Annotated in this window: 22 protein-coding genes and 1 pseudogene; 17 read left to right on the forward strand and 6 right to left on the reverse strand. The window is 62.7% G+C overall.

Going from position 1 to position 22,474, the window contains the following annotated elements:
• From B3N48_RS22085 to B3N48_RS22095, 3 genes and pseudogenes are all read left to right on the forward strand, one after another.
• Window positions 1-385: pseudogene (locus B3N48_RS22085) on the forward strand (hypothetical protein); the annotation flags it as partial.
• A 116-nt stretch (window positions 386-501) separates the two neighbouring features.
• Window positions 502-900 (forward strand): RidA family protein, encoded by a 399-nt coding sequence (locus B3N48_RS22090; RefSeq protein WP_296187388.1) that lies wholly within the window; start codon window positions 502-504, stop codon window positions 898-900.
• A gap of 119 nt (window positions 901-1,019) precedes the next feature.
• The gene (locus B3N48_RS22095) at window positions 1,020-1,706 is read left to right on the forward strand and encodes a dihydrofolate reductase family protein (protein WP_296187389.1); all 687 of its coding nucleotides are present in this window, start codon (window positions 1,020-1,022) and stop codon (window positions 1,704-1,706) included.
• 4 nt (window positions 1,707-1,710) lie between these two features.
• On the opposite strand, the gene ptrR is transcribed toward B3N48_RS22095, so the two are convergent.
• Window positions 1,711-2,601, reverse strand: coding sequence for a putrescine utilization regulator PtrR (gene ptrR, locus B3N48_RS22100; protein WP_296187390.1), 891 nt, complete (start codon window positions 2,599-2,601; stop codon window positions 1,711-1,713).
• Window positions 2,602-2,761: 160 nt separating this feature from the next.
• On the opposite strand from ptrR, the gene B3N48_RS22105 reads away from it, so the two are divergent.
• The gene (locus B3N48_RS22105; RefSeq protein ID WP_296187391.1) at window positions 2,762-4,153 is read left to right on the forward strand and encodes an aldehyde dehydrogenase family protein; all 1,392 of its coding nucleotides are present in this window, start codon (window positions 2,762-2,764) and stop codon (window positions 4,151-4,153) included.
• A 141-nt stretch (window positions 4,154-4,294) separates the two neighbouring features.
• Here the strand turns inward: B3N48_RS22105 and B3N48_RS22110 are convergent, their stop codons facing one another.
• A complete protein-coding gene (locus B3N48_RS22110; protein WP_296187393.1) occupies window positions 4,295-5,356 on the reverse strand; it encodes an NAD(P)H-dependent flavin oxidoreductase in 1,062 nt (353 codons plus the stop codon).
• 50 nt (window positions 5,357-5,406) lie between these two features.
• Complete coding sequence (locus B3N48_RS22115; RefSeq protein ID WP_296187394.1) at window positions 5,407-6,330, reverse strand: LysR family transcriptional regulator; 924 nt, start codon at window positions 6,328-6,330, stop codon at window positions 5,407-5,409.
• A gap of 84 nt (window positions 6,331-6,414) precedes the next feature.
• On the opposite strand from B3N48_RS22115, the gene B3N48_RS22120 reads away from it, so the two are divergent.
• The 3 genes from B3N48_RS22120 (at window position 6,415) to B3N48_RS22130 (ending at window position 9,334) form a co-directional block, all read left to right on the forward strand.
• Window positions 6,415-7,737 carry an MFS transporter gene (locus tag B3N48_RS22120; RefSeq protein WP_296187395.1) on the forward strand — a complete coding sequence of 441 codons (1,323 nt, stop codon included), beginning with the start codon at window positions 6,415-6,417 and terminating at the stop codon, window positions 7,735-7,737.
• Window positions 7,738-7,746: 9 nt separating this feature from the next.
• Window positions 7,747-8,673, forward strand: coding sequence for a carbon-nitrogen hydrolase family protein (locus B3N48_RS22125; RefSeq protein WP_296187396.1), 927 nt, complete (start codon window positions 7,747-7,749; stop codon window positions 8,671-8,673).
• 334 nt (window positions 8,674-9,007) lie between these two features.
• Window positions 9,008-9,334, forward strand: a complete 327-nt coding sequence (locus B3N48_RS22130; RefSeq protein ID WP_296187397.1) for a hypothetical protein — start codon at window positions 9,008-9,010, stop codon at window positions 9,332-9,334.
• Window positions 9,335-9,349: 15 nt separating this feature from the next.
• Here B3N48_RS22130 and B3N48_RS22135 read toward each other — a convergent pair whose 3' ends face one another.
• Genes B3N48_RS22135 through B3N48_RS22145 form a run of 3 tightly spaced genes read right to left on the reverse strand, consistent with a single transcriptional unit; the run spans window position 9,350 to window position 13,453 of the window.
• Window positions 9,350-10,774 (reverse strand): efflux transporter outer membrane subunit, encoded by a 1,425-nt coding sequence (locus tag B3N48_RS22135; protein ID WP_296187399.1) that lies wholly within the window; start codon window positions 10,772-10,774, stop codon window positions 9,350-9,352.
• Window positions 10,771-12,351: a DHA2 family efflux MFS transporter permease subunit gene (locus B3N48_RS22140; RefSeq protein WP_296187400.1), complete on the reverse strand. Its 1,581-nt coding sequence runs from the start codon at window positions 12,349-12,351 to the stop codon at window positions 10,771-10,773. The genes B3N48_RS22135 and B3N48_RS22140 overlap by 4 nt, the downstream gene beginning before the upstream one ends.
• The gene (locus tag B3N48_RS22145; protein WP_296187401.1) at window positions 12,344-13,453 is read right to left on the reverse strand and encodes an HlyD family secretion protein; all 1,110 of its coding nucleotides are present in this window, start codon (window positions 13,451-13,453) and stop codon (window positions 12,344-12,346) included. Before B3N48_RS22145 ends, B3N48_RS22140 begins: the two co-directional genes overlap by 8 nt.
• A 99-nt stretch (window positions 13,454-13,552) precedes the next feature.
• On the opposite strand from B3N48_RS22145, the gene B3N48_RS22150 reads away from it, so the two are divergent.
• From B3N48_RS22150 to B3N48_RS22195, 10 genes are all read left to right on the forward strand, one after another.
• Window positions 13,553-14,263: a CerR family C-terminal domain-containing protein gene (locus B3N48_RS22150; protein ID WP_296187402.1), complete on the forward strand. Its 711-nt coding sequence runs from the start codon at window positions 13,553-13,555 to the stop codon at window positions 14,261-14,263.
• Between the two features lie 93 nt (window positions 14,264-14,356).
• Complete coding sequence (locus tag B3N48_RS22155) at window positions 14,357-14,761, forward strand: antitoxin Xre-like helix-turn-helix domain-containing protein (protein WP_296187584.1); 405 nt, start codon at window positions 14,357-14,359, stop codon at window positions 14,759-14,761.
• The gene (locus B3N48_RS22160; RefSeq protein WP_296187403.1) at window positions 14,755-15,447 is read left to right on the forward strand and encodes an RES family NAD+ phosphorylase; all 693 of its coding nucleotides are present in this window, start codon (window positions 14,755-14,757) and stop codon (window positions 15,445-15,447) included. Before B3N48_RS22155 ends, B3N48_RS22160 begins: the two co-directional genes overlap by 7 nt.
• 122 nt (window positions 15,448-15,569) lie before the next feature.
• A complete protein-coding gene (locus B3N48_RS22165) occupies window positions 15,570-16,271 on the forward strand; it encodes a TetR/AcrR family transcriptional regulator (RefSeq protein ID WP_296187404.1) in 702 nt (233 codons plus the stop codon).
• 225 nt (window positions 16,272-16,496) lie between these two features.
• Window positions 16,497-17,555 (forward strand): aromatic ring-hydroxylating oxygenase subunit alpha, encoded by a 1,059-nt coding sequence (locus B3N48_RS22170; protein ID WP_296187405.1) that lies wholly within the window; start codon window positions 16,497-16,499, stop codon window positions 17,553-17,555.
• Window positions 17,542-18,501 carry a PDR/VanB family oxidoreductase gene (locus tag B3N48_RS22175; RefSeq protein WP_296187406.1) on the forward strand — a complete coding sequence of 320 codons (960 nt, stop codon included), beginning with the start codon at window positions 17,542-17,544 and terminating at the stop codon, window positions 18,499-18,501. Before B3N48_RS22170 ends, B3N48_RS22175 begins: the two co-directional genes overlap by 14 nt.
• Before the next feature lie 99 nt (window positions 18,502-18,600).
• Window positions 18,601-19,836: an FAD-dependent monooxygenase gene (locus B3N48_RS22180; protein WP_296187408.1), complete on the forward strand. Its 1,236-nt coding sequence runs from the start codon at window positions 18,601-18,603 to the stop codon at window positions 19,834-19,836.
• Window positions 19,837-19,896: 60 nt separating this feature from the next.
• Complete coding sequence (locus tag B3N48_RS22185; RefSeq protein ID WP_296187410.1) at window positions 19,897-20,748, forward strand: alpha/beta fold hydrolase; 852 nt, start codon at window positions 19,897-19,899, stop codon at window positions 20,746-20,748.
• Complete coding sequence (locus B3N48_RS22190) at window positions 20,735-21,778, forward strand: 2,5-dihydroxypyridine 5,6-dioxygenase (protein ID WP_296187412.1); 1,044 nt, start codon at window positions 20,735-20,737, stop codon at window positions 21,776-21,778. Before B3N48_RS22185 ends, B3N48_RS22190 begins: the two co-directional genes overlap by 14 nt.
• Window positions 21,778-22,401 (forward strand): isochorismatase family protein, encoded by a 624-nt coding sequence (locus tag B3N48_RS22195; RefSeq protein ID WP_296187414.1) that lies wholly within the window; start codon window positions 21,778-21,780, stop codon window positions 22,399-22,401. Before B3N48_RS22190 ends, B3N48_RS22195 begins: the two co-directional genes overlap by 1 nt.
• Window positions 22,402-22,474 lie beyond the last annotated feature (73 nt).

The following is a 22,474-nucleotide window of genomic DNA, read 5'->3' on the forward strand; positions in this document are numbered from 1 at the left end:
TGCTGATGGTGCAGATCGAGTGGGGGCAAACCGCGTAGCTGCTGATGGCGCAGATCGAGTGGGCGCGAACCGCGTGGCCGCCGATGGCGCAGATCGAGTGGGCGCCAATCGCGTGGCTGCTGACGGCGCCGATCATGTGGGTGCGAACGCTGTGGCCGCCGATGGCGCAGATCGAGTGGGCGCGAACCGCGTGGCTGCTGACGGCGCCGATCATGTGGGTGCGAACGCTGTTGCCGCCACCGGACAGCCTGAGCGCGGTCTGGCGTCTGACGGGTCGGATAAAACCGGCGCCTCTCGTCTTGCCGCCAAAGACGGAAAGAAGCTGGACTACATGAACTTCCGCGAAGTCGCCGGTGAGATGGATTACGACAAGCTCACCCATTGATCCTGATGTAAAGATGACCGCCCACGCCGCACGTGGGCGGTCTTTTTTTACCTGTCAGCCGCGCAGCGACCCTCCCAGATCGGCATAATCCAGCCTTTTCGAAAGGAGGCTGCCCGATGACCGATCGCACGCTGATCGTTCCTGAACCCCAGAAGCCCATCGTCGAACGTGCCGGTTATGTGCCCGCCGTCAGGGTTGGCGACACGCTGTACTGCGCCGGACAAGTCGGCCGGACCGCCGACCTCAAGGTCATCGACGACCCCGAACAGCAGTTCATCGCTGCGTGGGACAACCTGCTTCAAGTCCTCGAAGCCGGGGGCTGCAGCTTCGAAGACATCGTCGACATGACCACCTATCACGTGAACATGGCCCAGCACATGGCGATGTTTCGCGAGGTGAAAAACCGGGTGTTTCCCCGGGGGCTATGCGCCTGGACCTGCATCGGTGTAAGTGAGTTGGCGCACCCCGGTCTTCTGGTGGAAATCAAATGCGTGGCGGTGCGGCGCGCACACTGAAGTCCCGCAATGCAGGGGTGAAAAGGGGCAGGGCGGCAACCGCAGGTGGATGATTCGCTGAACTTACGCCGGCCCCACCGGGTCGGTTTTACATCGCTCATTCACCTCTGGAGTCTGTCATGCAGCCTTATGTCATCTGTCACATGATGTCGTCCCTCGACGGCCACGCGCTCACCGATGGCTGGGACCGCGCATTCAAGAAAGACGCAGGCGATCTGTATGAAAAACTCGCCCAGACCTTCGCCTTCGATGCGTGGATCTGCGGCCGCGTGACGATGCAGGAAATCGCTCACGACGACGGCTATCCCACTGGCCTGGCCAACGCCCCGATCCCCCGCACCGACCACTTCGTCGAGCGCAATGCCGAGAGCTACGCGATTTCCATCGACCCTCACGGCAAGGTGGCCTGGAAGAACAATCAGGCGCTGGGGTCCCACGTGGTCGAAGTGCTGACCGAGGGCGTTGCCGATGATTACTTGGCCTATCTACAGTCGGTGGGCGTCTCGTATATGTTCGCGGGCAAAACTGAGATTGATCTCGAGCACGTGGTCCAGGTGTTGGGCAAGGAGTTGGGCTGCAAACGCTTGATCGTCGAAGGCGGTCCTCACGTCAGTGGCTCGTTCGTCAACGCCGGACTGGTGGACGAAGTGAGCGTGTTGATCCTGCCGCTGGTGGACGGTCGCGGCGAGCATCCAGCCTCGTTCGAAGTCTCGCCCGACGCCTGGAAACAGCCTGTGCGCCTCAAGCTGGTCTCCGCCGAAGTGCAAGACGGCGGCGCGGTGTGGCTGCGTTACACCCGAGCCTGACGCACTAGCCAGCCTCACGCTGCGGCTCGGTGTGCCCCACTGCGGTCTGCACCAGGTCGATGAACGCGCCGAGCGCCGGGGAGCGCACACCGCGACGCCAGATGAGCCAGATGTTCAAGTAGCGGAAGTCTTCGCAAAGGGGATAGGCCCGTACGTTGGGGCTGCCTGGCATGCTGTCGAGCATGCTGCGCGGCACCATCGCCACTCCGGCCCCGGCCGTCACGCAGGCGAGCATGCCGTGGTAAGACTCCATTTCGAAGATCTTGCCGGGGGTCGCCATGTCGGCTTTGAACCAGGCTTCGAAATGGCGCCGGTAGGAGCAGTTCTGACGAAAGCCATACACCGACTTGCCATTGACGTCCTGCGCGCGGGTCACTGGCGGCTGGCTGGCAGCGGTGATCAGCAGCATTTCCTCTTCGAACAGTTCGACGCCTTCAAACTCCGGGTGGCGCAACGGCCCGTCAACGAAGGCGGCGCTCAAGCGTCCCGATAACACCCCGTCGATCATGTCGCCGGACGGACCCGTGGACAGGTCCAACTCGACCTTGGGGTAGCGCTGGTGGAATTCGGCCAACAGCGGAGGGATGCGCACCGCCGCCGTGCTTTCCATCGAGCCCAGTGAAAACGCGCCCCGGGGTTCGGACCCCGAGGTTGCCTGCCGCGCTTCTTCCACCAGATCGAGAATGCGTCGGGTGTAGTCAAGAAACGTCCAGCCCGTGGGGGACAGGCGCAGGCGCAGTTTTTCGCGGATGAACAGGTCGACGCCCAGTTCCTGCTCCAGCTGTTTTATGCGTGTGGTGAGGTTGGACGGGACGCGGTGCAGGCGCTGGGCCGCGGCGGTGATGCTGCCTTCTTCGGCGATAGCCTTGAAGAGTTCCAGCTGAGTCAGGTCCATGGGGGAGAGCAACCTTTCACGTTTTGAGAATATATTTTTGATAATTATTCATTATCGAAAATTTTGCCGAGAGCCTATCGTGGTCCCAATGCTTGCGCAACAGGTCGCCGCTCGGCGGCACCGCTGCGTGAAGGTCACCCCCTATTGGAGGCATTCGCTCATGTCACAACACGCTTCGTCGTCTCACGCCATTTCGCTGAACCCTGCCACCGGCCAAGTATTCGCCGAGTACCCTTTCGAACACACCGACGCCCTTGAGCAGTCTTTGAATCGCGCAGCGGCGGGCTTCAAGGCCTGGCGCAACGAACCGGTCAGCGTGCGCGCCGAACAGTTGCGCAAGATCGCGCGGGTCTTGCGCAAAAACGCCGAGGCGCTGGCGCAGATGATGACCGCTGAAATGGGCAAGCCTATCGCCCAGGCCCGAGGCGAAGTGGAAAAAACCGCCGCCACCTGCGACTGGTACGCCGAGCACGGCCCCGCGATGCTGGCGCCGGAAAAGACCCCGGTGGAAAACGACAAGGCCTACATCGATTACCTGCCGCTGGGGCCGATTCTGGCGGTGATGCCGTGGAATTTTCCGATCTGGCAAGTGATGCGCGGCGCGATCCCCATGATCCTTGCGGGCAACACCTACGTCCTGAAACACGCGCCCAATGTCATGGGCAGCGCGTACCTGCTGCGTGACGTCTGGGCTGAAGCCGGTCTGCCAGAGGGCGTGTTCGAGGTGATCAACGTTGGTAATGAAGGGGTGTCCAAAGCCATTGCCGACCCTCGTATCGCGGCGGTCGCAGTCACCGGCAGCGTCCGGGCCGGTTCGGCCATTGCCGCGCAGGCCGGTGCGGCGCTGAAGAAATGCGTGCTGGAACTGGGCGGCTCGGACCCGTTCATCGTACTGGCCGATGCCGACCTGGACGAAGCGGTGAAAGCGGCAACCATCGGCCGTTACCAGAACAGCGGGCAGATTTGCGTGGCGGCCAAACGGATCATCGTTGAAGAAAGCGTGCTGCCAGCCTTCACCGAGAAATTCATGGCGGCGGTCAAGGCGTTCAAAGTGGGCGATCCCCGGGATGAGGCGAATTACATCGGCCCGATGGCGCGCTACGACCTGCGTGACGAGCTGCACGAGCAGGTGCAGAAAACCCTGAGCGAAGGCGCAACGCTGTTGCTGGGCGGCGACAAGGTCGCGGGCGAGGGCAATTACTACGCGCCGACGATTCTGGGCGACGTGCGTCCAGGCATGACATCGTTCAAGGAAGAGTTGTTCGGCCCGGTGGCGTCGTTGATCGTTGCCCGTGACGCGGAGCATGCGGTGGAACTGGCCAACGACAGTGAATTCGGTCTGGCTGGCAGCGTGTGGACAGCTGACGTCGAGAAGGCCCGGGCCATTGCCGCCCGGCTGGAAACCGGCGGCGTGTTCATCAATGGCTACACCGCGTCCGACGCCCGTGTGCCGATTGGCGGCGTCAAGAAAAGCGGCTTCGGTCGTGAGTTGTCACACTTCGGCATTCGCGAGTTTTGCAATGCGCAGACCGTCTGGCTGGATCGTCGTTAAGCATCAGCATAGTGCCTGAGACGAACCCCGCGCAGTGACAACTGCGCGGGGTTTTGCATTTCTATCTAGGGCGTTTCGAGGGCTGATAACCCATGGCTCTGGCCCTACACCCCTGCTACGGCCCGGCGTGCGGTCAGCGTCCTACGTCGCTGGCGTCCCTGCGGCTGCATGGCCCAGCAAACGGGTCAACTCGGCCGTGCCCATCGGCGGCGAGAGCCTGAACGACTGGCCCGCCCACATGTTGCTGAAGTCGGAGATGCCGGCCTTGTCCGTGATCGCGCGCAATGGCATCAACGCGCCGCCTGCGGTGGGGAAGGCCGGGGCCTGGTCGGACAGTGGGCCGATTTCGCGCATCAGCCGATTGAGAATGCCCCGCGCTGGGCGTCCCGTGAACAGGTTGGTGAGCACGGTGCTGTCGTCGGGCGCGTTCAATAACGCCTGACGATGGACGTCGCTGATGTTCGCTTGCGGCGTCAACAGATACGCCGTACCGACTTGAATGCCGTCGGCGCCCAACGCCACCGCAGCCCGTGCGCCGCGAACATCGGCAATGCCACCGGCGGCGATCACCGGGATCGACACGGCGTCGGCCATCTGCGGCACCAGCGAAAACAGCCCGACTTGCGCAGCCATGTCGTGGGTCAGGAAGTTGCCGCGATGCCCGCCAGCTTCATAGCCCATGGCGATGACGGCATCGACGCCCCGTTCGGCCAGCCATTGCGCTTCTTTGACCGTGGTCGCCGAGGCAATGATTTTCGCGCCGCTGGCTCGCACACGCGTCAGCAGCGCCTCCTCAGGCAAGCCGAAATGGAAACTGACCACCTCGGGCCGATACTGCTCGACGACGCGGCAATACGCGTCATCGAAAGGCGCCCTGGCCGAAGACGGGATCGGCTCGGCAGGGTCCAGGCCCAGTTCGACGTAATAGCGGGCGAGGGTGGAACGCCACGCCATCTGCTTGGCCGGGTCAGCCGCAGGCGCGAGGTGAGCGAAGAAGTTCAGGTTGATGGGCTTGTGGGTCTGGGCACGGATTTCGTCGAGGGCCGCAGTCATCTGATCGATGGACAGCATCGCCCCCGGCAGGGAACCCAGACCGCCGGCATTGCTGGCGTCGATGACCATCTGCGCCGTGGTCGCGCCCGCCATGGGCGCCTGGATGATCGGTAACTCAATGCCGAAGAGGTCGAGAATGCGCTGACTCATGGGCTGCTCCTGTTGGACAGTATGGGGGGGGCGGGCAGGGGGGGCTGCGACTATTTCAACGCCCGAGTGACTTGCGAAATGAAACCCCGGATCCACTCATGTTGGGGTTTGTCCTGCTTGGCGATGTCCCACACCATGAAGCAGCGAAACGACGGCACGGCCAAGGGCACCGGACAGATTGTCAGCGGCATGTGCTCGGCGAAGCTGCGGGCGGCAAACGTCGGAATCGTCGCCACCACATCCGTGCTCAACAGCGTCGTCAGCGCTCCGGCGAAGTGGGTGAAGGAGGCCGTCACTTTGCGCGTGTGGCCGGCTGCTTCGAACAGATCGTCGATGAACCCCCGACGCCCGTCGAAGCAGATTCGCACATGCTCTGCGGCAAAATAATCATCCAGCGCCAGGGGTTCCGACCCGCTTGTCCCTGGCCGGTGCAGGCAGGCGTAGGACGATGAAAACAGCACTTGGGATGAATACTGGGTGCTGAAATCCTTGGGCTCGCTGCAGATCACCAGGTCCATCGCCGGGTCTTGCAAGGCGTTTTTCCACAGCGAACTGTTGGTTTGGTGAAAAGCGAAGCGAATCCCCAGTCGTTCCCGGGACACCGCGCCGACCAGCCGGGGTGCGAGGAACGCTTCCAGGTCATCGGACATCGCAAGGTTGAAGACGTAATGGGATTCCTGGGGCGAGAACGAGGTATCGCTCCCCAGTAGCGCGGACACCGTGGACAACGCTTCGGCGATCATGGGCGCCACTTCCAGTGCCTTGCGGGTCGGCTGCATCCCGGCACTGGTCCTGACGAACAGCTCATCGCCGAACTGTTCCCGCAGGCGTCTCAAGGCCGAGCTGACCGCGCCCTGGGTCACGTGCAGCACCGCCGACGCCCGAGTGGCGCTGCGCTCTGTCATCAGACAGTGGAACGTCAGCAGCAGGTTCAGGTCCATGCGCGCAATATTACGTACGTTAATCCGGCTCATATTTCCTAATCGTTTGTCACCGGCCCCTGGCCATTTCACGATGCCCCCACAACAACACACATCAGCAACCAAAGGGGCAGTCCAATGAGCGTGGCACAACACTCGACGCAAAGGGAAGCGCTGGCTAGCGACACAGAACGGGTCGACATCAACAAGCGGGCTATCGCGGTCGGCATCGGCAATTTCATGGAGTGGTTCGACTTCGCGATCTACGGTTACTTCGCTGGCATCATCGGCGCGCTGTTCTTTCCGTCCAGCGCAGCGGGGGTGTCGCTGCTGTCTTCTCTGGCCGTTTTCGCCGTGGGCTTTTTGTCGCGGCCCTTGGGCGCACTGGTGTTGGGGCCGTTGGGTGACAGGCTGGGACGTCGCGCGGTATTGATCGTGACCGTTTTCGGGATGGGCATCTGCACCACGATCATCGGGCTGCTGCCGACCTACGACGCCATCGGCATCGCGGCACCGATTCTGTTGATCGTGCTGCGCTTCATTCAGGGCATGATGGTTGGCGGGGAGTGGTCCAGCGCCGGGATCTACATCGTCGAGAGCGCCCCGAATCATCGTCGGGCCACGGCCGCCAGCGTGATTACCGGGACGGCAGGACTGGCGTTTCTGGTCGGCACCTTCACGGCGGCGCTGCTTTCCTCGAATCTCTCCGATGCACAACTGACGGCCTGGGGCTGGCGCCTGCCGTTCGTGGTCTCGATCGTCATGACCGGGATCGCGCTGTTCATTCGTCGCAAACTCGGGGATACCCCGGTGTACGAAGCGTTGGTCGAGCAACGTCAATCGGCGCGACTGGCGCTGCCGTCCCGCGCGGCTAAACGCAAGGCGTTCATCACCACCTACGCGTTTTCGGCGCTGTTCGGGGTGTCGTTGTATTACTTCATCACCTACGCCAACAATCACCTGGTCACCGCCGTCGGCCTGCCGAAAAGCACCGCGTTGTGGCTGTGCAGCGCCGCGCTGGTGGTGTACTGCATCGTCAATCCGATCATTGGCCGCATCAGCGACGTCATCGGTCGCCGCCAATTGGTGCTGTTCTCCGCCGCGGGCCTGACCCTCATGGCGTATCCGATCTTCTGGATGCTCAACAGCGGCAACACCGCGCTGATCGTTGTAGCCCTCTTGGTGTTTGCGATTCTGGTAGCGATCACCGCCGTCATGGACGTGGTGCTGCTGGTCGAAGTCTTTCCGGCGTCGATTCGCTCCACAGGCGCCGCGCTGGGCCACAACCTCGCGCTCGCCACGCTGGCAGGCCCGGGCCCCTTCATTGCGGCGGCACTGATCAAAGCCACCGGCGATGTGAACATTCCTGCGCTGTACCTCACGGCTGTCTCGGCCCTGTGTTTTGTTGTGCTGCTCGCGACCCTTCCAGAAACCAAAGACAAGAACATTTCTGAGTACTAGGAGAACCCCATGACCCGTATTGCCGTTGTACAAGCGTCTTCTGTCCCGTTCGCTCCGGTTGCGAGCGCCGAAAAGGCCTGTGAAATCCTGCACCGCGTGGCCGGTCAGGGGGCACGACTGGCGGTGTTCCCCGAAGCCTTCATCGGCGGTTACCCCAAGGGCCAGAGCTTTGGCAGCGTGGTCGGCAACCGCAGTACCCATGGCCGCGACCTCTACCACGAATACGTCGAGGGCGCCGTTACCCTCGACGGCCCTGAGTTGGCAATCATCGCCGAGTGTGCGAGCGCGCTGAATGTGATCGTGGTCATGGGCATCATCGAGCGTTTCGGTCGAACGCTGTATTGCACCGCTGTCACCTTCGTGCCCGGCCAAGGCATCGCGGGGTATCACCGCAAGCTGATGCCGACCGGACAGGAGCGCATCATCTGGGGCTTCGGCGACGGCTCCACGATCGATGCCGTGCCGACTGACATCGGCATCATCGGCAACGTCATTTGCTGGGAGAACTACATGCCCGCCATGCGTCAGGCCATGTACGCCCAGGGCACGCAGTTCTACTGTGCGCCGACGGCCGACGACCGCCCCAGTTGGAGCAGCTCCATGGTGCACATCGCGCTGGAGGGCAGAGCATTCGTATTGTCGGCCTGCCAGGCGATCAAGCTGAACGAGTACCCGCAGCGTTATCAGGAAGCGTTCGGGCTGGAATTCAAGGGTGACGACTACATCATGCGTGGGGGGAGCATGATCGTCAGTCCCATGGGCGAGGTGCTGGCGGGACCGGTCTTCGACAGCGAAACCGAGCTCTATGCCGACGTGGACCTGGCGACCCTCAGCAAGTCCAACCTGGACTTTGACGTCTGCGGCCATTATGCGCGGCCCGACGTGTTTGAATTGCACGTCAACACCCAGCCGATGAGGCCGGTAAGCTTCAAATAAGCGCGGGCGACGGACCCCGGCGCCGGGTGTGAGGTTTTATTGTGCATCCAGCGCCCTGTGCGTCCGCTCGACAGCCGGTTGATGGAGTGTCCAAGGCTACCCGGGCATGCAGGCGGGGCAGTAACGAAAAAACCAGATGAGGGTGATCTGAACGAGCGATTATCCGGGCTGACGACCGGGGCGCGGCAGCGCTTCGAACCCTGCCGCCGTGCGTTATCGTTAACGGTGATAGTCAGCATCAAGGATCACGAGTTCAGTTCTGACGACCGATATGGACAATGGCCTGCATTGAAGACCTGCCCGAGCGGCAGCATTAATGACAGGAACTGCCTCCATGCGTCTGACCTTCGCTTCGTTTGCCTTGCTGGCGCTTGCCTCGCTGACCGGGTGTGCCTCTGCGCCGAACGAACCCACCCTGACCCTGGCGACCACTAAGTCGCCCGAGCAGTTCGCGGCCTGTGTAGTGCCCAAGCTGCAAAGCCACGCACTGAGTCCGATGCTGTCCCAGACCCAGCGTCACTACCGGATCACGATGTCCAGCACAATCGCGGCAGACAACGTCATCGAAGCCTATAAGGCGGGCAGTGGCGGCAAGGTCTTCATCTACGAACGCAGCCTGTTGCCGTCGGGCGTGGGCCAGGCGGCCAAAGACTGCGTGTGATGCACAACCACTGGGTCACAGCACCCAACCCAACCCCAGCGATTTGTGCAACGCGGCGAAGTCCTTGAGCAGCGCCGCATCCCCTGAGTTCCGGCTTTCCTGGGCCTGATAGCGGGTGCGCTCGGCGTCGAGCCAGTCCAGCGTGCTGGCCGTGCCGGCGCGATAGCGTTGCTGCGTGAGGTCAGCGGCACGCACCGCCGACGCTTCGACACTGCGCAACAGCACGACGTTTTCCCGCTGATGCCCATAGCGCGCCAGCGACACGTCGGCGTCCCGCAGGGCACTCAAGACCACACTTTTGTACTGCGCGAGCGCTTCGTCGTGGCCGGCGCGCGCGCCTTCGACGCTAGCGGCCACGCGACCGAAATCCAGTACGTTCCAGGTCAGGCGCGGCAGCAGCAGCCAGGTGCCGTTCTCCTTGCGCGCGAGGTGGCCGGGGTCAGCGGCGGAGAATGACAGGTCGCCCATGAGGCTGAGCTTGGGGAACCAGTCGGCTGTCTTTTCACCGATCTGCGCGTTGCTGGACGCCAGGGCGCGCTCGGCCACGCGAATGTCCGGGCGAGCCTTGAGAATCGCCGTCGGATCGGCGAATGGCACGTGGCTGGGAATCGCCGGCAAGGGTTGCGGGGTGTTCAGCCGCGCATCCAGTTCACCGGGTTCCAGCCCGCACAGCAGCCCCAGTTGATCCACGGACTCGACTATCGAGGCTTGCAACGGCATGCGCTGGGCGCGAGTGTTGTCTGCTTGGGTCAGAACTTGCTCCAGTTGCAGCTGTGAGGCCACACCCCGGCTGCGGCGTTGCCGTGTCAAGTCCAGCGCCTGATCCTCGATCGCCACGCTAGCCTCCACCAGCGCCAGACGCGCTTGCTGATCGCGCAGGTCGGCGTAGGTTTGCACGATCTCCGCCGCCAGTTGCACCTGCGCATCCGCCAGCCGCGCCTCGGACGACTCGGCTTCGGCCTGCGCGGCTTCGATGGCCCGACGTGAACCGCCGAACAGGTCGGCCTCCCAGCTGGCGTCGAACCCGGCGAGGTACAGCGTCAACGGCCCACGACCGCCGCCGCTGTCCCCACCCAGCACCGAAGTGTCCGGGGAGCGCAGTTTCAGCATCGCCGCATCCGCGCTGACCTTCGGCATCAGCTCGGCGTCGGCCCCTTGCAAACTGGCCCGCGATTGCCGAAGTCGCGCCCGGGCGGTCGCAATGTCCGGGCTGTTGTGCATGGCTTGGGCGATCAGCGCATTGAGCTGCGCGTCGCCGAGGGATTGCCACCATTGAGCGACAGCGGGCGCTTTGGGTGCGTTGACCTGGTCATGGGGCAGACGACCCGCCGCCAGGGTGTTCGGCGCCACGTTCGGCGCGCCGTGGTAATCCGGGCCCACGGTGCAGGCCGACAACAGCGCAGCAGACAGCAACAGAAGAGGAAACGAACGGGCAATCATGTGCGTGGACCTGCCTGCGCAGCGCGCTTTTTCAGAATGAAGATCAGGGGGAAGCAGGCGAGCATGGCCATTCCCAGCACGTAAAACGCATCGTTGTAGGCCAGCACCGATGCCTGCTGCGCGATGTCGTTGCCCAGTTGCGCCATGGCCTGAAGCTGCGCGGTGGAGGGGTCACCGGTTTGCGCCAGGTAACGGGCGGCGCTGCTGGCCATGTGGTCCTGAGCCAGTTGGCTATTGGCCAGAATGCCCTCGCGCAGCACATCGTCGTGGTAGTGACTGCGGCGGTCCATCAACACGCCGAGCAGCGCCAGGCCAAGGGTGCCGCCGAGGTTGCGCGACATGTTGTAGAGCCCGGCGGCGTCGCCGGCGTCCTTGGCGTCCACCGAACGCATCGACAGTTGGCTCAACGGCAGCATCACCAGAATCTGGCCAAAGCCCCGGAGCAATTGAGACAGGGTGAAGTCGTGGCCGACGCTCTGCACGGTCAGTTCGGTGTCGAGGAAACAGCTTGCCCAGTACATCAGCAACCCGGCCCCGACCATCAGCCGCATGTCATAGCGTGCGAGCATTTTCGGCAGAATCGGCATCAGCAAAAAAGCCGGAATGCCGGACAGCAGCATGATCGCCCCGGACTGTTCGGCGTTGTAACCCGAAAGAATGCCGAGGAACTGCGGCACCAGGTACGCGGTGCCATACAGTCCGGCGCCCACCGCCGTGGCGATCAACAGCACGCTGCCGAAGCTGCTGTTGAGCACCAGTTGCAGGCGCAGGATCGGCGTACTCGAACGGACCTGGCCCAGCGCAATCAGGAAAAACCCCAGCAGCGTGGCGATGCTCAGCCAGATGATCAGCAGCGAGTCGAACCAATGCTCGCGCTGGCCTTCTTCCAGTACCACGGTGAGCGAGCTCAGACCCATCGCCAGGCCGATGATGCCCAGCCAGTCGGCCTTGATGAAGCGTTCCAGGTTCATGCGTTCGCTGGGCAGGCCGGTCAGCAGCAGGGTGATCAGTGCGATGCTGATCGGCAGATTGAGGAAGAAGCACCAGCGCCAGTTGATATTTTCCGTGAGCCAGCCGCCGACCACTGGCCCCATCAGCGGGCCGAGAATCGCGGTCATGCCGAACAGCGTGGTGCCGATCGCCAATTGATGCGGGGGCAGGCGGGTGCGGACGATGGTCTGTGCCGTAGGGATCATCGCGCCGCCCGCGAAGCCTTGACCGATTCGCCCGGCGATCATCGCGCCGAGGCTTGAGGACAGGCCGCAGAACAGCGAGAAAAAAGTGAACATCAGCGCCGTGCCGATCAGAAAGCGCCGCAACCCGAACACGCGGGTCAGCCAGGCGGCGAGGGGGATCATGACGATTTCCGACATCAGGTAACCGGTCGCGATCCAGGTGCCTTCGGTGCCAGTGGCGCCGATCTGCCCCTGTATCTGCGGCAGCGCCGAGTTGGTGATCGAAATGTCCAGCGTGGCCAGCAATGCCCCCAAGGACCCCGCCGCGACCGCGATCCAGTCGGTCAGCGAGGCGTTGCGAGGCGTTTGCGCAGTGGGCGTCATTGTCGCGGCATCAGCCATGGCGGGCGTCTGCGTTGGCGCTGCGAATGTCCACTTCGACGGTCGCGGACAGCCCCGGCACGAGGGCAGGGCGCACGTCATCAGTGACGTCCAGGGCGATGCGCACCGGCACCCGCTGCACGATCTTGGTGAAATTGCCGGTGGCGTTGGACGGCGGCAACAGCGCAAATTGCGCGCCGGTGCCGGGGGCGAGGCTGTCAATGTGGCCCTGAATGTCTCGACCCGGCAACGCGTCGACATGCACGACCACGTGCTGGCCAGCGCGCATCTCCCCGATTTGGGTCTCTTTGTAGTTGGCGGTCAGGTAAACCGCGTTCACCGGCACCACGGTCAGCAATCGTGTGCCGGGCTGGACGTACTGACCGACCCGCACGCCACGGTCGGCGACCCGGCCATCCAAGGGGCTGCGAATCACTGCGTCATCGACGTCAAGCTGGCTCTGCGCCTCGCTGGCCTTGGCCACGCCCAATTGCGCCTGGGCCTGTTTGAGCTGGGCTTGCAGCGTGCCGTAGCGGGTCTGGCTGGAACGCAAGGCCGCCTGTTTCGCCGCCACATTGCTGCGGGCCTGGGCCAGTTCGTTGTTCAGCTGCGCGAGGCGTTCTTCCGGTTCGGCACCGGATCGCGCCAACGGCCCATAGCGGGCGACCTCGGTTTGCGCGTGTTTGGCATCGGCTTCGGCGCCTTGCAATTGGGCGCGGGCTTCGGCGATGGTCGAGTCCTGTTGCACCAGGTCGGCTTCGGCCTTCGCCAGATCTGCGCTACGAGCGGCAATGGTCGCCGAGGCTTCGTCGCTCACGGCCTGGTATTTACGCGCGTCGAGCCGCACCAGAATGTCTCCGCGCTTGACGGTCTGATTGTCGGCCACCAAGACCTCACCGACATAGCCGCTGATCTTCGGCGCGACGCTGATGCTGTCGGCCTGCAAATAGGCGTCGTCGGTGGTTTCGATGAAGCGGCCGTGCAGCCACCACCACACGCCCCAACCCACAGCGATCAGCAGCGCGACGCCACCCAGGGTCAGCAGGATGCGGCGGGCCTTGCCGCGTTGGCCAGTGGCGGTTTCTTCAGGGGCGACCTGAGGGGTAGGTTGTGCAGCGGACATCAGGTCAACTCCGAATTTGTATCAGGTGATATAAATTCGTGGCTTCGCCATTTTTTGTCAATCGGTATATTTTGGCCCGCTACTGGAAAGGAGCAGCACATGGCACGACACAAACCGGCCGCCGAAGGGGGGTACCAACGGGGTGAAGAGACCCGCGCACGGCTGATCGAAGCGGCCGTCGCGGTGTTCGGCGAGCGGGGCTACGACGGCGCCTCGACCCGTGACATCGCCACCGCGGCGGGCCTGAATTCCCCGGCTTTGCAGTATTACTTCGACGGCAAGGAGGGCGTTTACCTGGCCTGCGTCGAGCATTTGATCACCCTGCTGTGGGGCAGAATGGGCCAGCCGGTCGAGGCTGCCGAAGCGGTGTTGGCCGATGAGGCGTGTGACGACCCGCGACTGATCGAGGTGTCGCTGGGGATTCTCGGCGCCGTGGTGGCGACGATTCAGGACAGTCCGCAGACCACGGCCTGGCGTGCGTTTCTCGACCGGCACCAGGCCGGATTGTGTCCCGAGGTCGCGACGCATGCCTTCGAGGACCGCTTCAAGAAACGCATCAGTGTCGTGATCCGACAACTGATTGCGCGCCTGTCCGGCCTTGCCGTTGACGACGAACGCACCATCATTCATTCCATGGCGCTGTTCACCCAGGGACTGGCGTTCCGGGTGCAAAAGCCCAAGCTGCTCGAAGCGCTGAAGTGGACCGCCATCCATCAGCCGGAAATGGAGCGGGTGCGCGAGGTGGTGCTGATGCAGGCGCGCTTTACCCTGGAAGGGCTGGTCCGGCAGCGGTGCCAGCAGCCCGATTGAGGCGGCGGGCATTCGTCGGGAAACCGTCATCATATTTGCATCTACAGACGCAATAGGTCTAAATTGTCGTCTGTAGATCAAGAGGGCGACATGATGACCGTGGTGCTGCAACAACCCCAAGTTTCCCGATCCCAAGGCGTCGTGGGTCTGCGCACGGCGCTTCGGGTGCTGGACAAATGGAAAGCCTCCGGGGATCAGGCCTGTCGCATTCTGCGCATTTCCCGCAGCACCTACACCCGAGCCCGCCAGGACGACGCTGACTGGTCGGTGGCGCTGGACCTCGACCAGATGCAGCGCATCAGCTTCGTGCTGAACATTCATGCCGCGCTGCGCACCTTGTTCGATAACCCGGACAATGTCTACGGGTTCCCGTCGATGGCCAATCACAATGAATTCTTCAATGGCCGCAAGCCGCTGGACGTCATGGCCCAGGGCGACATGATTTCCCTTTACGAAACCTTTCGCCGGATCGACGCCTTGCGGGGCGCTCAATGGTGAGCCCGGACGACCTGCCCGTCCTGCCTGATGAAAAACGGGTGGCGCACCGGCTGGTCAATTCCAAATTCCCGCCCATCGAGCTGTTCAACGATGTGGCCGATGCAGCGGAATTCGAGACCCTGTATCAGATTCAAGCGTTGACCAATCCCCGTTTGCTGAACGAAATCGGCAGGCTGGAGCTGATCCCCCGTCAGGACATTCCCTTCGGCATTCCCGGCTGTTCCTATGCCACCGCGCCGTTCACCCACATCAATCCTTCCGGCTCACGCTTCAGCGCGGGTGAGTTTGGGGTGTTGTATCTGGCCGATACGGTGGAGACCGCCGTGGCAGAGGTGCGTCATCACCAGCAGCAGTACTGGTCGCAGGTGACTGACCTCAACTATGAGCGCTTCGTGTTCCGCAGTTTGTCCTGCCGCTTTCGCGAGACCGACTGTGTCGATGCCACGACGATCGCCTTGTCCGATCCGATTTACGCCCCCGACGACTACAGTGCATCTCACGCCCTGGGGGCGGCGCTCAAGGGCAAGGGCGTGGCCGGCGTGCGTTATCACTCGGTTCGCTCACCCGGCAATGTCTGCTGGGGGCTGCTCACGCCGCGGCACGTGGCGTCCGTTCATCAGAGCGCCCATTACGAAATGATCTGGAACGGGCGGATCACCAGCGTCAACCGGTTGTCCGGGGCGTGACCCTCCGGTGGCATGATCGCTGCTAGGAATTAAAGAGCTAATCAATTAATTTGTGCGCTCGGGCGTCGGGCCACTTCTGGCTCGTGCCACATCAATCCGGCAGCGCAAGGTAACCCTCACACATGCAGAAAATCAGTGGTCGTCGTGGCAAAGCCGCTTCTCCCGAAGGGAAGGGCAACACCAGCAGAAAAGGGCCGGGACGCCCCGAGGGTGCCAGCAACCTGCGCGATGTGATTCTGGACGCCGCCGAGGAACTGTTCGCCAACCTGGGCTATGCCGGCACTACCATGCGTGAAGTCTCGCAACACGCCAACGTGACCCAAGCCCTGATCAGCTATTACTTCGGCTCCAAGTACGGCTTGTTCGAAGAGGTGTTCCTACGGCGCGGCAGTGCGATCTCCGACGAACGCTTGAAAAACCTCGACACGCTACAAGCCCAAGGCCAGGTGCCGGGTGCGCGGGCGATTGTCGAGGCGTTCCTCCTGCCAACGGTGGTGTTGAGGACGTCCGTGCAGGGGCGACATTTCCTTCGTCTCCAAGCGCGACTTCACACCGAGCCGCCTAATATTTCCTACGCGCTACGTGACAAAGCCTATGGCACGTCGACCCAGCGTTACGTCGATGCCCTGAAAGACGCCGTACCCGGGCTGACCGATCTGGATGCCAATTGGCGGATTACCTTGATGGTCGGTACGTACCTCTATGCGTTCTCTGACAGCCACCGCATGGAAGAGCGCCTGCCGGACGGACAGTACAATCCGGAAGACTGGCAATCGCTGATTCAGCAGGTCACCAGTTTCGTGGTGGGCGGGATGTCCGCGTAACGGGTAACAATGGGGTAGAACGGCACCAGATTGGGCAACGCCTCCCCAAAAGGGTGCGGGGCGTAACAGCGATACCGCCCTGGCTCGAATAAGAAAAACGATAAACATCAGGCATTTGAGGCATCCCTCTGCACTTGGCACAGCTTCTGCTTACGATTAATTAAAAGGTTGATTAATTAATTAAAGCATTCGAGTGGTTTTCCCCCGATAAGCAAAGGAGTCGTGATGAACCTGATTGCCGTTTCATCTCATCAACCCGTCACCGCTGCGGACGGGTGCCAGGACCCGGTGTTGCTCAATGACTGGCACGTTGTGGGCTACAGCACCGATTTCGTCGAAGGCACTATTTACCCCGTGCGCCTGTTGGAACGCGAACTGATCGTCTGGCGCAGTGCCGACAACCAGGTTCACGTCTGGGAAGACCTGTGCATTCACCGCGGCGCGCGTCTGTCAAAAGGCTGGATCAAGAACGACTCGGTGGTGTGCCCGTACCACGGCTGGGAATACAACGGCAGCGGCGCCTGCACCCTGATGCCTGCCGCGCCCGATGAAAAACCGATGAAGAAGGCCCGCGCTTTTCCGTACCCGGCGGTGGAACGTTATGGCTTCGTCTGGACCTGCCTGGGCGAACCCGCCTCTGACATTCCGGTGTTCCCAGAGTGGGACAACGACGTGTTCATGAAGGTGCACAGCGGCCCGTATCCTTACGCCGCCAATGGTTTCAGGGCGGTGGAGAACTTCATCGATGCGTCGCACTTTCCGTTCGTCCACGCTGGTCTCAACGGTGTGATGGACAAGCCGGATCGTCTGGAGCCGTACACCGTGGAAGAGGTCGACACCGGCCTGCGTTCTTCCGAAGTGCGAGTGTTCCAGCCGTGGGGCGATGCGCGGGGCAAACCGCTGGTAGCGTTCTACACCTACCACGCGTTCCGTCCGCTGGTGGGCTACTTCTCTAAACGCACCCAAGACTCCGACGCTGAAGGCAACGTGATCAGCGACAAATCCGACACCTTCGCGACGCTGTTTACCGTGCAGCCGCTGGATGCGGTGAATTGCATCGTGCGGGTCTGCGCCGCCATGGACGTCAACCCGCGACCGGATGCCGACGCCGTGCGGGCCCGCGCCGACGTGGTGTTTGGCCAGGACCGCGACATCGTCGAAACCCAGCGGCCGGAACGCATCCCTACCGAACTGCGTTACGAACTGCACCACCGTACCGACCTCATGGGCCAGCGCTACCGCACCTGGCTGCGCAACAAGGGCATCCAATATGGCGTTATCTGACGGCTTGTTGCGCGTGCGGCTGCGCGCCATCGAATACGGCGCGCCGGGCATCAACCTTTACACCTTCGAATCCCTTGATGGGCAACCGCTGCCGCCCTACGAGCCGGGTGCCCACGTGGACGTGGTCATGAGCCCGGACCTGCTGCGCCAGTATTCATTGCTATGGCCAGCGGCTGAGCCGAGTCAGTACCGGATTGCAGTGCAACTGGCGGAAGTCGGGAAGGGCGGTTCGCGCAAACTGCATTTCGAATCGGTAGTGGGCGCAACGTATGAGGTATCAGCACCGCGCAATCACTTCCCGCTGACGCCCAGCGACGAGGCGTTTCACCTGTTTGCGGGCGGCATCGGCATCACACCGATCATCTCGATGTACCGGCAGTTGAAAGCCAGCGGGCGCACGGTGTTTTTGTATTACTGGGCGGCGAGCGCACAACACATGCTGTTCCATGAAGCGTTGTGTCACGAGATGGAAGGCGTGCAGCTGTTCCACACCCGCTGCGGCGGGGAGGCGCCACCTCGGCTGAAAGACGTGATCGCGACGTTGCCCCACAGTGCTCAGCTGTATTGCTGCGGGCCGCAAGGCATGGTCGACGAGTTTGACCAACTGACCCTGGACCGGCCAGAAGCTAACACCCATCGCGAACGTTTCAGCGCGACCACGGACGCACTGCAAGCGGGCGACAGTTTCCGCGTACGCCTGCAACGCTCTGGGCTGACGCTGACGGTTCCCGCCGAACTGAGCCTGTTGCAGGTCTGCGAAGCGGCGGGGGTCGATGTGGCCTATTCCTGCGAAGAAGGGGTGTGCGGCGCCTGTGAAGTCAAGGTGCTCAGTGGGCAAGTCGAACACCGCGACACGGTGCTCACGCCCAAGCAACGGGAGCGCAGCGAAAGCATGATGATCTGTTGCTCGCGCGGCGTGGACGACAGTCTGGTACTCGACCTGTAGCGCCGAAATGCCCGGTCTTTTTAGCCGGTTAATTAATTGGTTGATCAATTATTACAAAGGGCCAGCGCGAAACACCTTCGCGCGGCAGGAGGAACACCCGTGGACAGAGCATTACGTGTGGGCATCATCGGTGCCGGTATCGGCGGCGTCACCTTGGCCCGAGCCCTCGAGCAGCGTGGCATCGAAGCGCGGATTTTCGAGCGTGCGCCGATGTTCGGCGAAGTGGGCGCGGGGGTGCAGATGACCCCTAATGCGGTCAAAGTGCTGAGCGAACTGGGGCTGGACGATCATCTGAGAAAGATCGGCTTTCTGCCCGACGCGATGGTGGGTCGTAACTGGAAAACCGCCCGTGAACTGTTTCGCACGCCCCTGAAAGAGTCCTGCCCGGCGCTGTATGGCGCGTCGTTCTATCACGTGCACCGGGCCGATCTGCACGCCGCGCTGGCGAGCGACATCAAACCGGGGCAGGCCACGTTTGGCGCTCACTGTGTGGGTTTGCAGCAAATGGGCAACACCGCTGTGGCGAAATTCGCCGACGGGTCGGAGTTCGAGGCGGACGTGATCGTCGGCGCCGATGGCGTGCGTTCGGTGATTCGCGAGCAATTGTGGGGTGAAGAGGCAGCGAACTACACCGGCCACATGTGCTGGCGTGCGCTGGTCAACGTCGATAAACACCCGCTGCCATTTGTCAGCCCGGATTCGAGCTTCTGGATGGGCCCAAAAGGCCACGTCGTGACGTATTACGTGAAGGGCGGGTCGATGGTGAACATCGTCGCCGTGAACGAAAACCCGTCGTGGGTCGAGGAATCGTGGAACGCCAAGAGCACGCAGCAAGAATTGCTGGCGGGGTTCGAAGGCTGGCATCCGAACCTGATCGAACTGTTCAAGCGCACCGACCCCGACGCGATCTTCAAATGGGGCCTGTTCGACCGCGACCCAATGAACACCTGGTCCAAAGGCAACGCTACGTTGCTGGGCGACGCTGCGCACCCGATGCTGCCGTTCCTCTCTCAGGGCGCGGCGATGGCCATCGAGGACGGTTACGTGCTGGCCCAGTCCCTGGCGTATCACGGCCCGCGTCAGTTGCAGCAAGCCTTGCGCGCTTACGAACTGGAACGCCTGCCGCGCACCAGCCGGGTGCAACTGGAAGCACGGGAGCGCGGACGCACCTATCACTTGCCGTCGGCGTGGTCGCAACTCAAGCGCGACATGGCCTACCGCTGGCGTCAGTTGCTCAACCCGAATGCCGTGGGGATTCAGGCCAACTGGGTCTACGAATACGACGCCCGAGACTGCGAAACCCGTTTCCCACTGGCGCAGAAAATCCCTGCCTGATTGCAGTCGCACAGCCAACGAGTGCAGATCGGACACAACGATAACGAAAGGGGTCATGCCATGAGTCATCTTCGCTACGGCGGGCACGTGCACGCCAACGGGATTCGCCAGCATTATTTGCGTTACGGGCCACCGGAAGGTGCAGCCGCAGGGCTGGACCCGGTGATCATCGTGCCAGGCATCACCAGCCCGGCGGTCACTTGGGGTTTTGTCGCCGAACGCTTCGCCGCGCGCTTCGACACCTACGTGCTGGACGTGCGCGGGCGCGGGCTGTCCGAGGCTGGCGACGCGCTGAATTACAGCCTCGACGCTCAGGCAGCGGACCTGATCGCGCTCGCCGACGCACTGGGCTTCGCGCGGTACAGCGTGGTCGGTCACTCGATGGGGGCTCGCATCGCCCTGCGCGCCAAGGCGTCCGGTGCGCGAAGCATGGCGCGGATGGTGCTGGTGGACCCGCCTGTTTCCGGACCGGGGCGACGGCCCTATCCCGCGCAACTGCCGTGGTACATCGACTCGATTCGTCAGGCCAAGATCGGCATGAGCGCTGATGCCATGCGCGCTTTCTGCCTCACTTGGACCGACGCGCAATTGGCCTTGCGCGCCCAGTGGCTGCACACCTGCGACGAGCGAGCGATCCTCGCCAGCTTCAACAGCTTTCATGAAGACGCGGTGGTCGAGAACGCAGCCGCCATCGATTGCCCGGCGTTGCTGATCACAGCGGGCCGGGGCGAGGTGGTCAAGGACGAGGATGTGGCCGAGTTACGTGCACTGTCGCCCACCCTGGCGCACGTGCGGGTGGCAGACGCCGGGCACATGATCCCGTGGGACAACGAAGAAGGTTTCTACGCCGCGCTGGGGGATTTTCTCGGCGCGTCATTGAGCGAGGAGGGTGCCCGTCATGGCCGTCAGTGATTTCACCATGATCGAAGCCTGGACCCAGGTGTTGCGCCTCTCGAAGCTGCAAGCCGGGCAGGCCGTGACGATTCTCACCGGCGCCGACACCCACCCGCAAACCCTGCGCACGGCGCAGATCGCCTGCCAGTCGCTGGGCGCGGTGATCAGCCGTCTCGACCTGACGCCGGTCAATGGCGAACGCTCCCTCAGCCGTGACCCGCTGGCGTACCTCGGCACCACGCCGTTGACCGGCAACAAGCCAGCCATGGCCGCCCTCAAAGCCAGCGATCTGGTGCTGGACCTGATGACCCTGCTGTTCTCGCCCGAGCAGCACGACATCCTCGCTGGCGGCACGAAGATCCTGCTGGCGGTCGAGCCGCCGGAAATTCTTGCGCGCATGGTGCCGACCGAAGCGGATCGCCTGCGGGTTCTGGCCGCAGCGGCAAAGATTGAGCAGGCCAGCCGGATGACCGTTACCTCGCCCGCAGGCACGGCGCTGTCCTGCCCGCTGGGCGAGTTTCCGGCGATCAGTGAATACGGCTTCGTCGATGCGCCGGGGCGCTGGGACCACTGGCCAAGCGGTTTCGTGCTGACGTGGCCCAATGAGTTGCAAGCCAGCGGCACCATCGTCATCGACCGGGGCGACATCCTCTTGCCGCACAAAAGTTATGTGCAGGACCCCATCGTGCTGACCGTCGAAAAAGGCTACGCCACGCGCATCGAAGGCGGTGTCGATGCGGCCTTGCTGCGCGATTACATGGAAAGCTTCGCCGACCCTGAGGCCTACGCCATTTCTCACATCGGCTGGGGCCTGCAACCGAGGGCGCGCTGGTCGACCCTGGGCCTGCTGGACCGCGAGGCGCACATCGGCATGGATGCACGGGCGTACGAGGGCAATTTCCTGTTTTCACTGGGGCCGAACAACGAAGCAGGTGGGTCGCGTACGACGGCCTGTCACATCGACATCCCCTTGCGCGGCTGCACGGTTGCGCTGGATGACCGCGTGGTGGTTGAAGCGGGCAAGGTGATCAACGAGGAGCAGCTATGATGAGCAACGATCTTGAAAGCTACCAACGTCAGGGTTTCGGTGCCGACATGCCGCTGCCGGCGCCTTACGCGCTGCTGATCGTCGATCTGGTGGAAGGCTTCGCCGATTCCGAGATCTTTGGTGGTGGCAACATTCCCCAGGCCATCGCGCAAACCGAACACTTGCTGGCCCACGCACGGTCACAAGGTTGGCCGGTCGCCCACTCGCGGATCGTTTTCGCCGACGACGGCGCGGACGCCAATGTGTTTTCGCTCAAGGTGCCGTCGATGCTGACGCTGACCGAACATGCACCGCGCAGCGCCATTGTGGCGCAACTGACCCCCGTGGCAGGCGAGCTGGTAGTGCGCAAAACCCTGCCGTCGGCGTTCTTTGGCACTGATCTAGCTGCATGGCTGACGTTCAAGGGCGTGCGCACGCTCCTTGTGGCCGGCGCGGTGACCAGCGGCTGCGTGCGGGCGAGTGTGCTCGACGCGCTGAACCACGGCTTCCGGCCCCTGGTGGTCAGTGACTGCGTCGGCGACCGGGCCCTTGGCCCCCATCACGCCAACCTGTTCGACATGGCGCAGAAATACGCGGTGGTCACGCCGATGAGCGAGGCGCTGGGGCTGCTGAGCCGCAATTGACCCTACAACAAGCCACTCTGGCACACGCGTTGCTATTTAATTAACTGCCCGTTTAATAACGGTGGTCCGAGCC

Origin of the sequence: Pseudomonas sp. UBA1879 (assembly GCF_002338065.1) — a bacterium.
Classification (GTDB): Bacteria; Pseudomonadota; Gammaproteobacteria; order Pseudomonadales; family Pseudomonadaceae; genus Aquipseudomonas.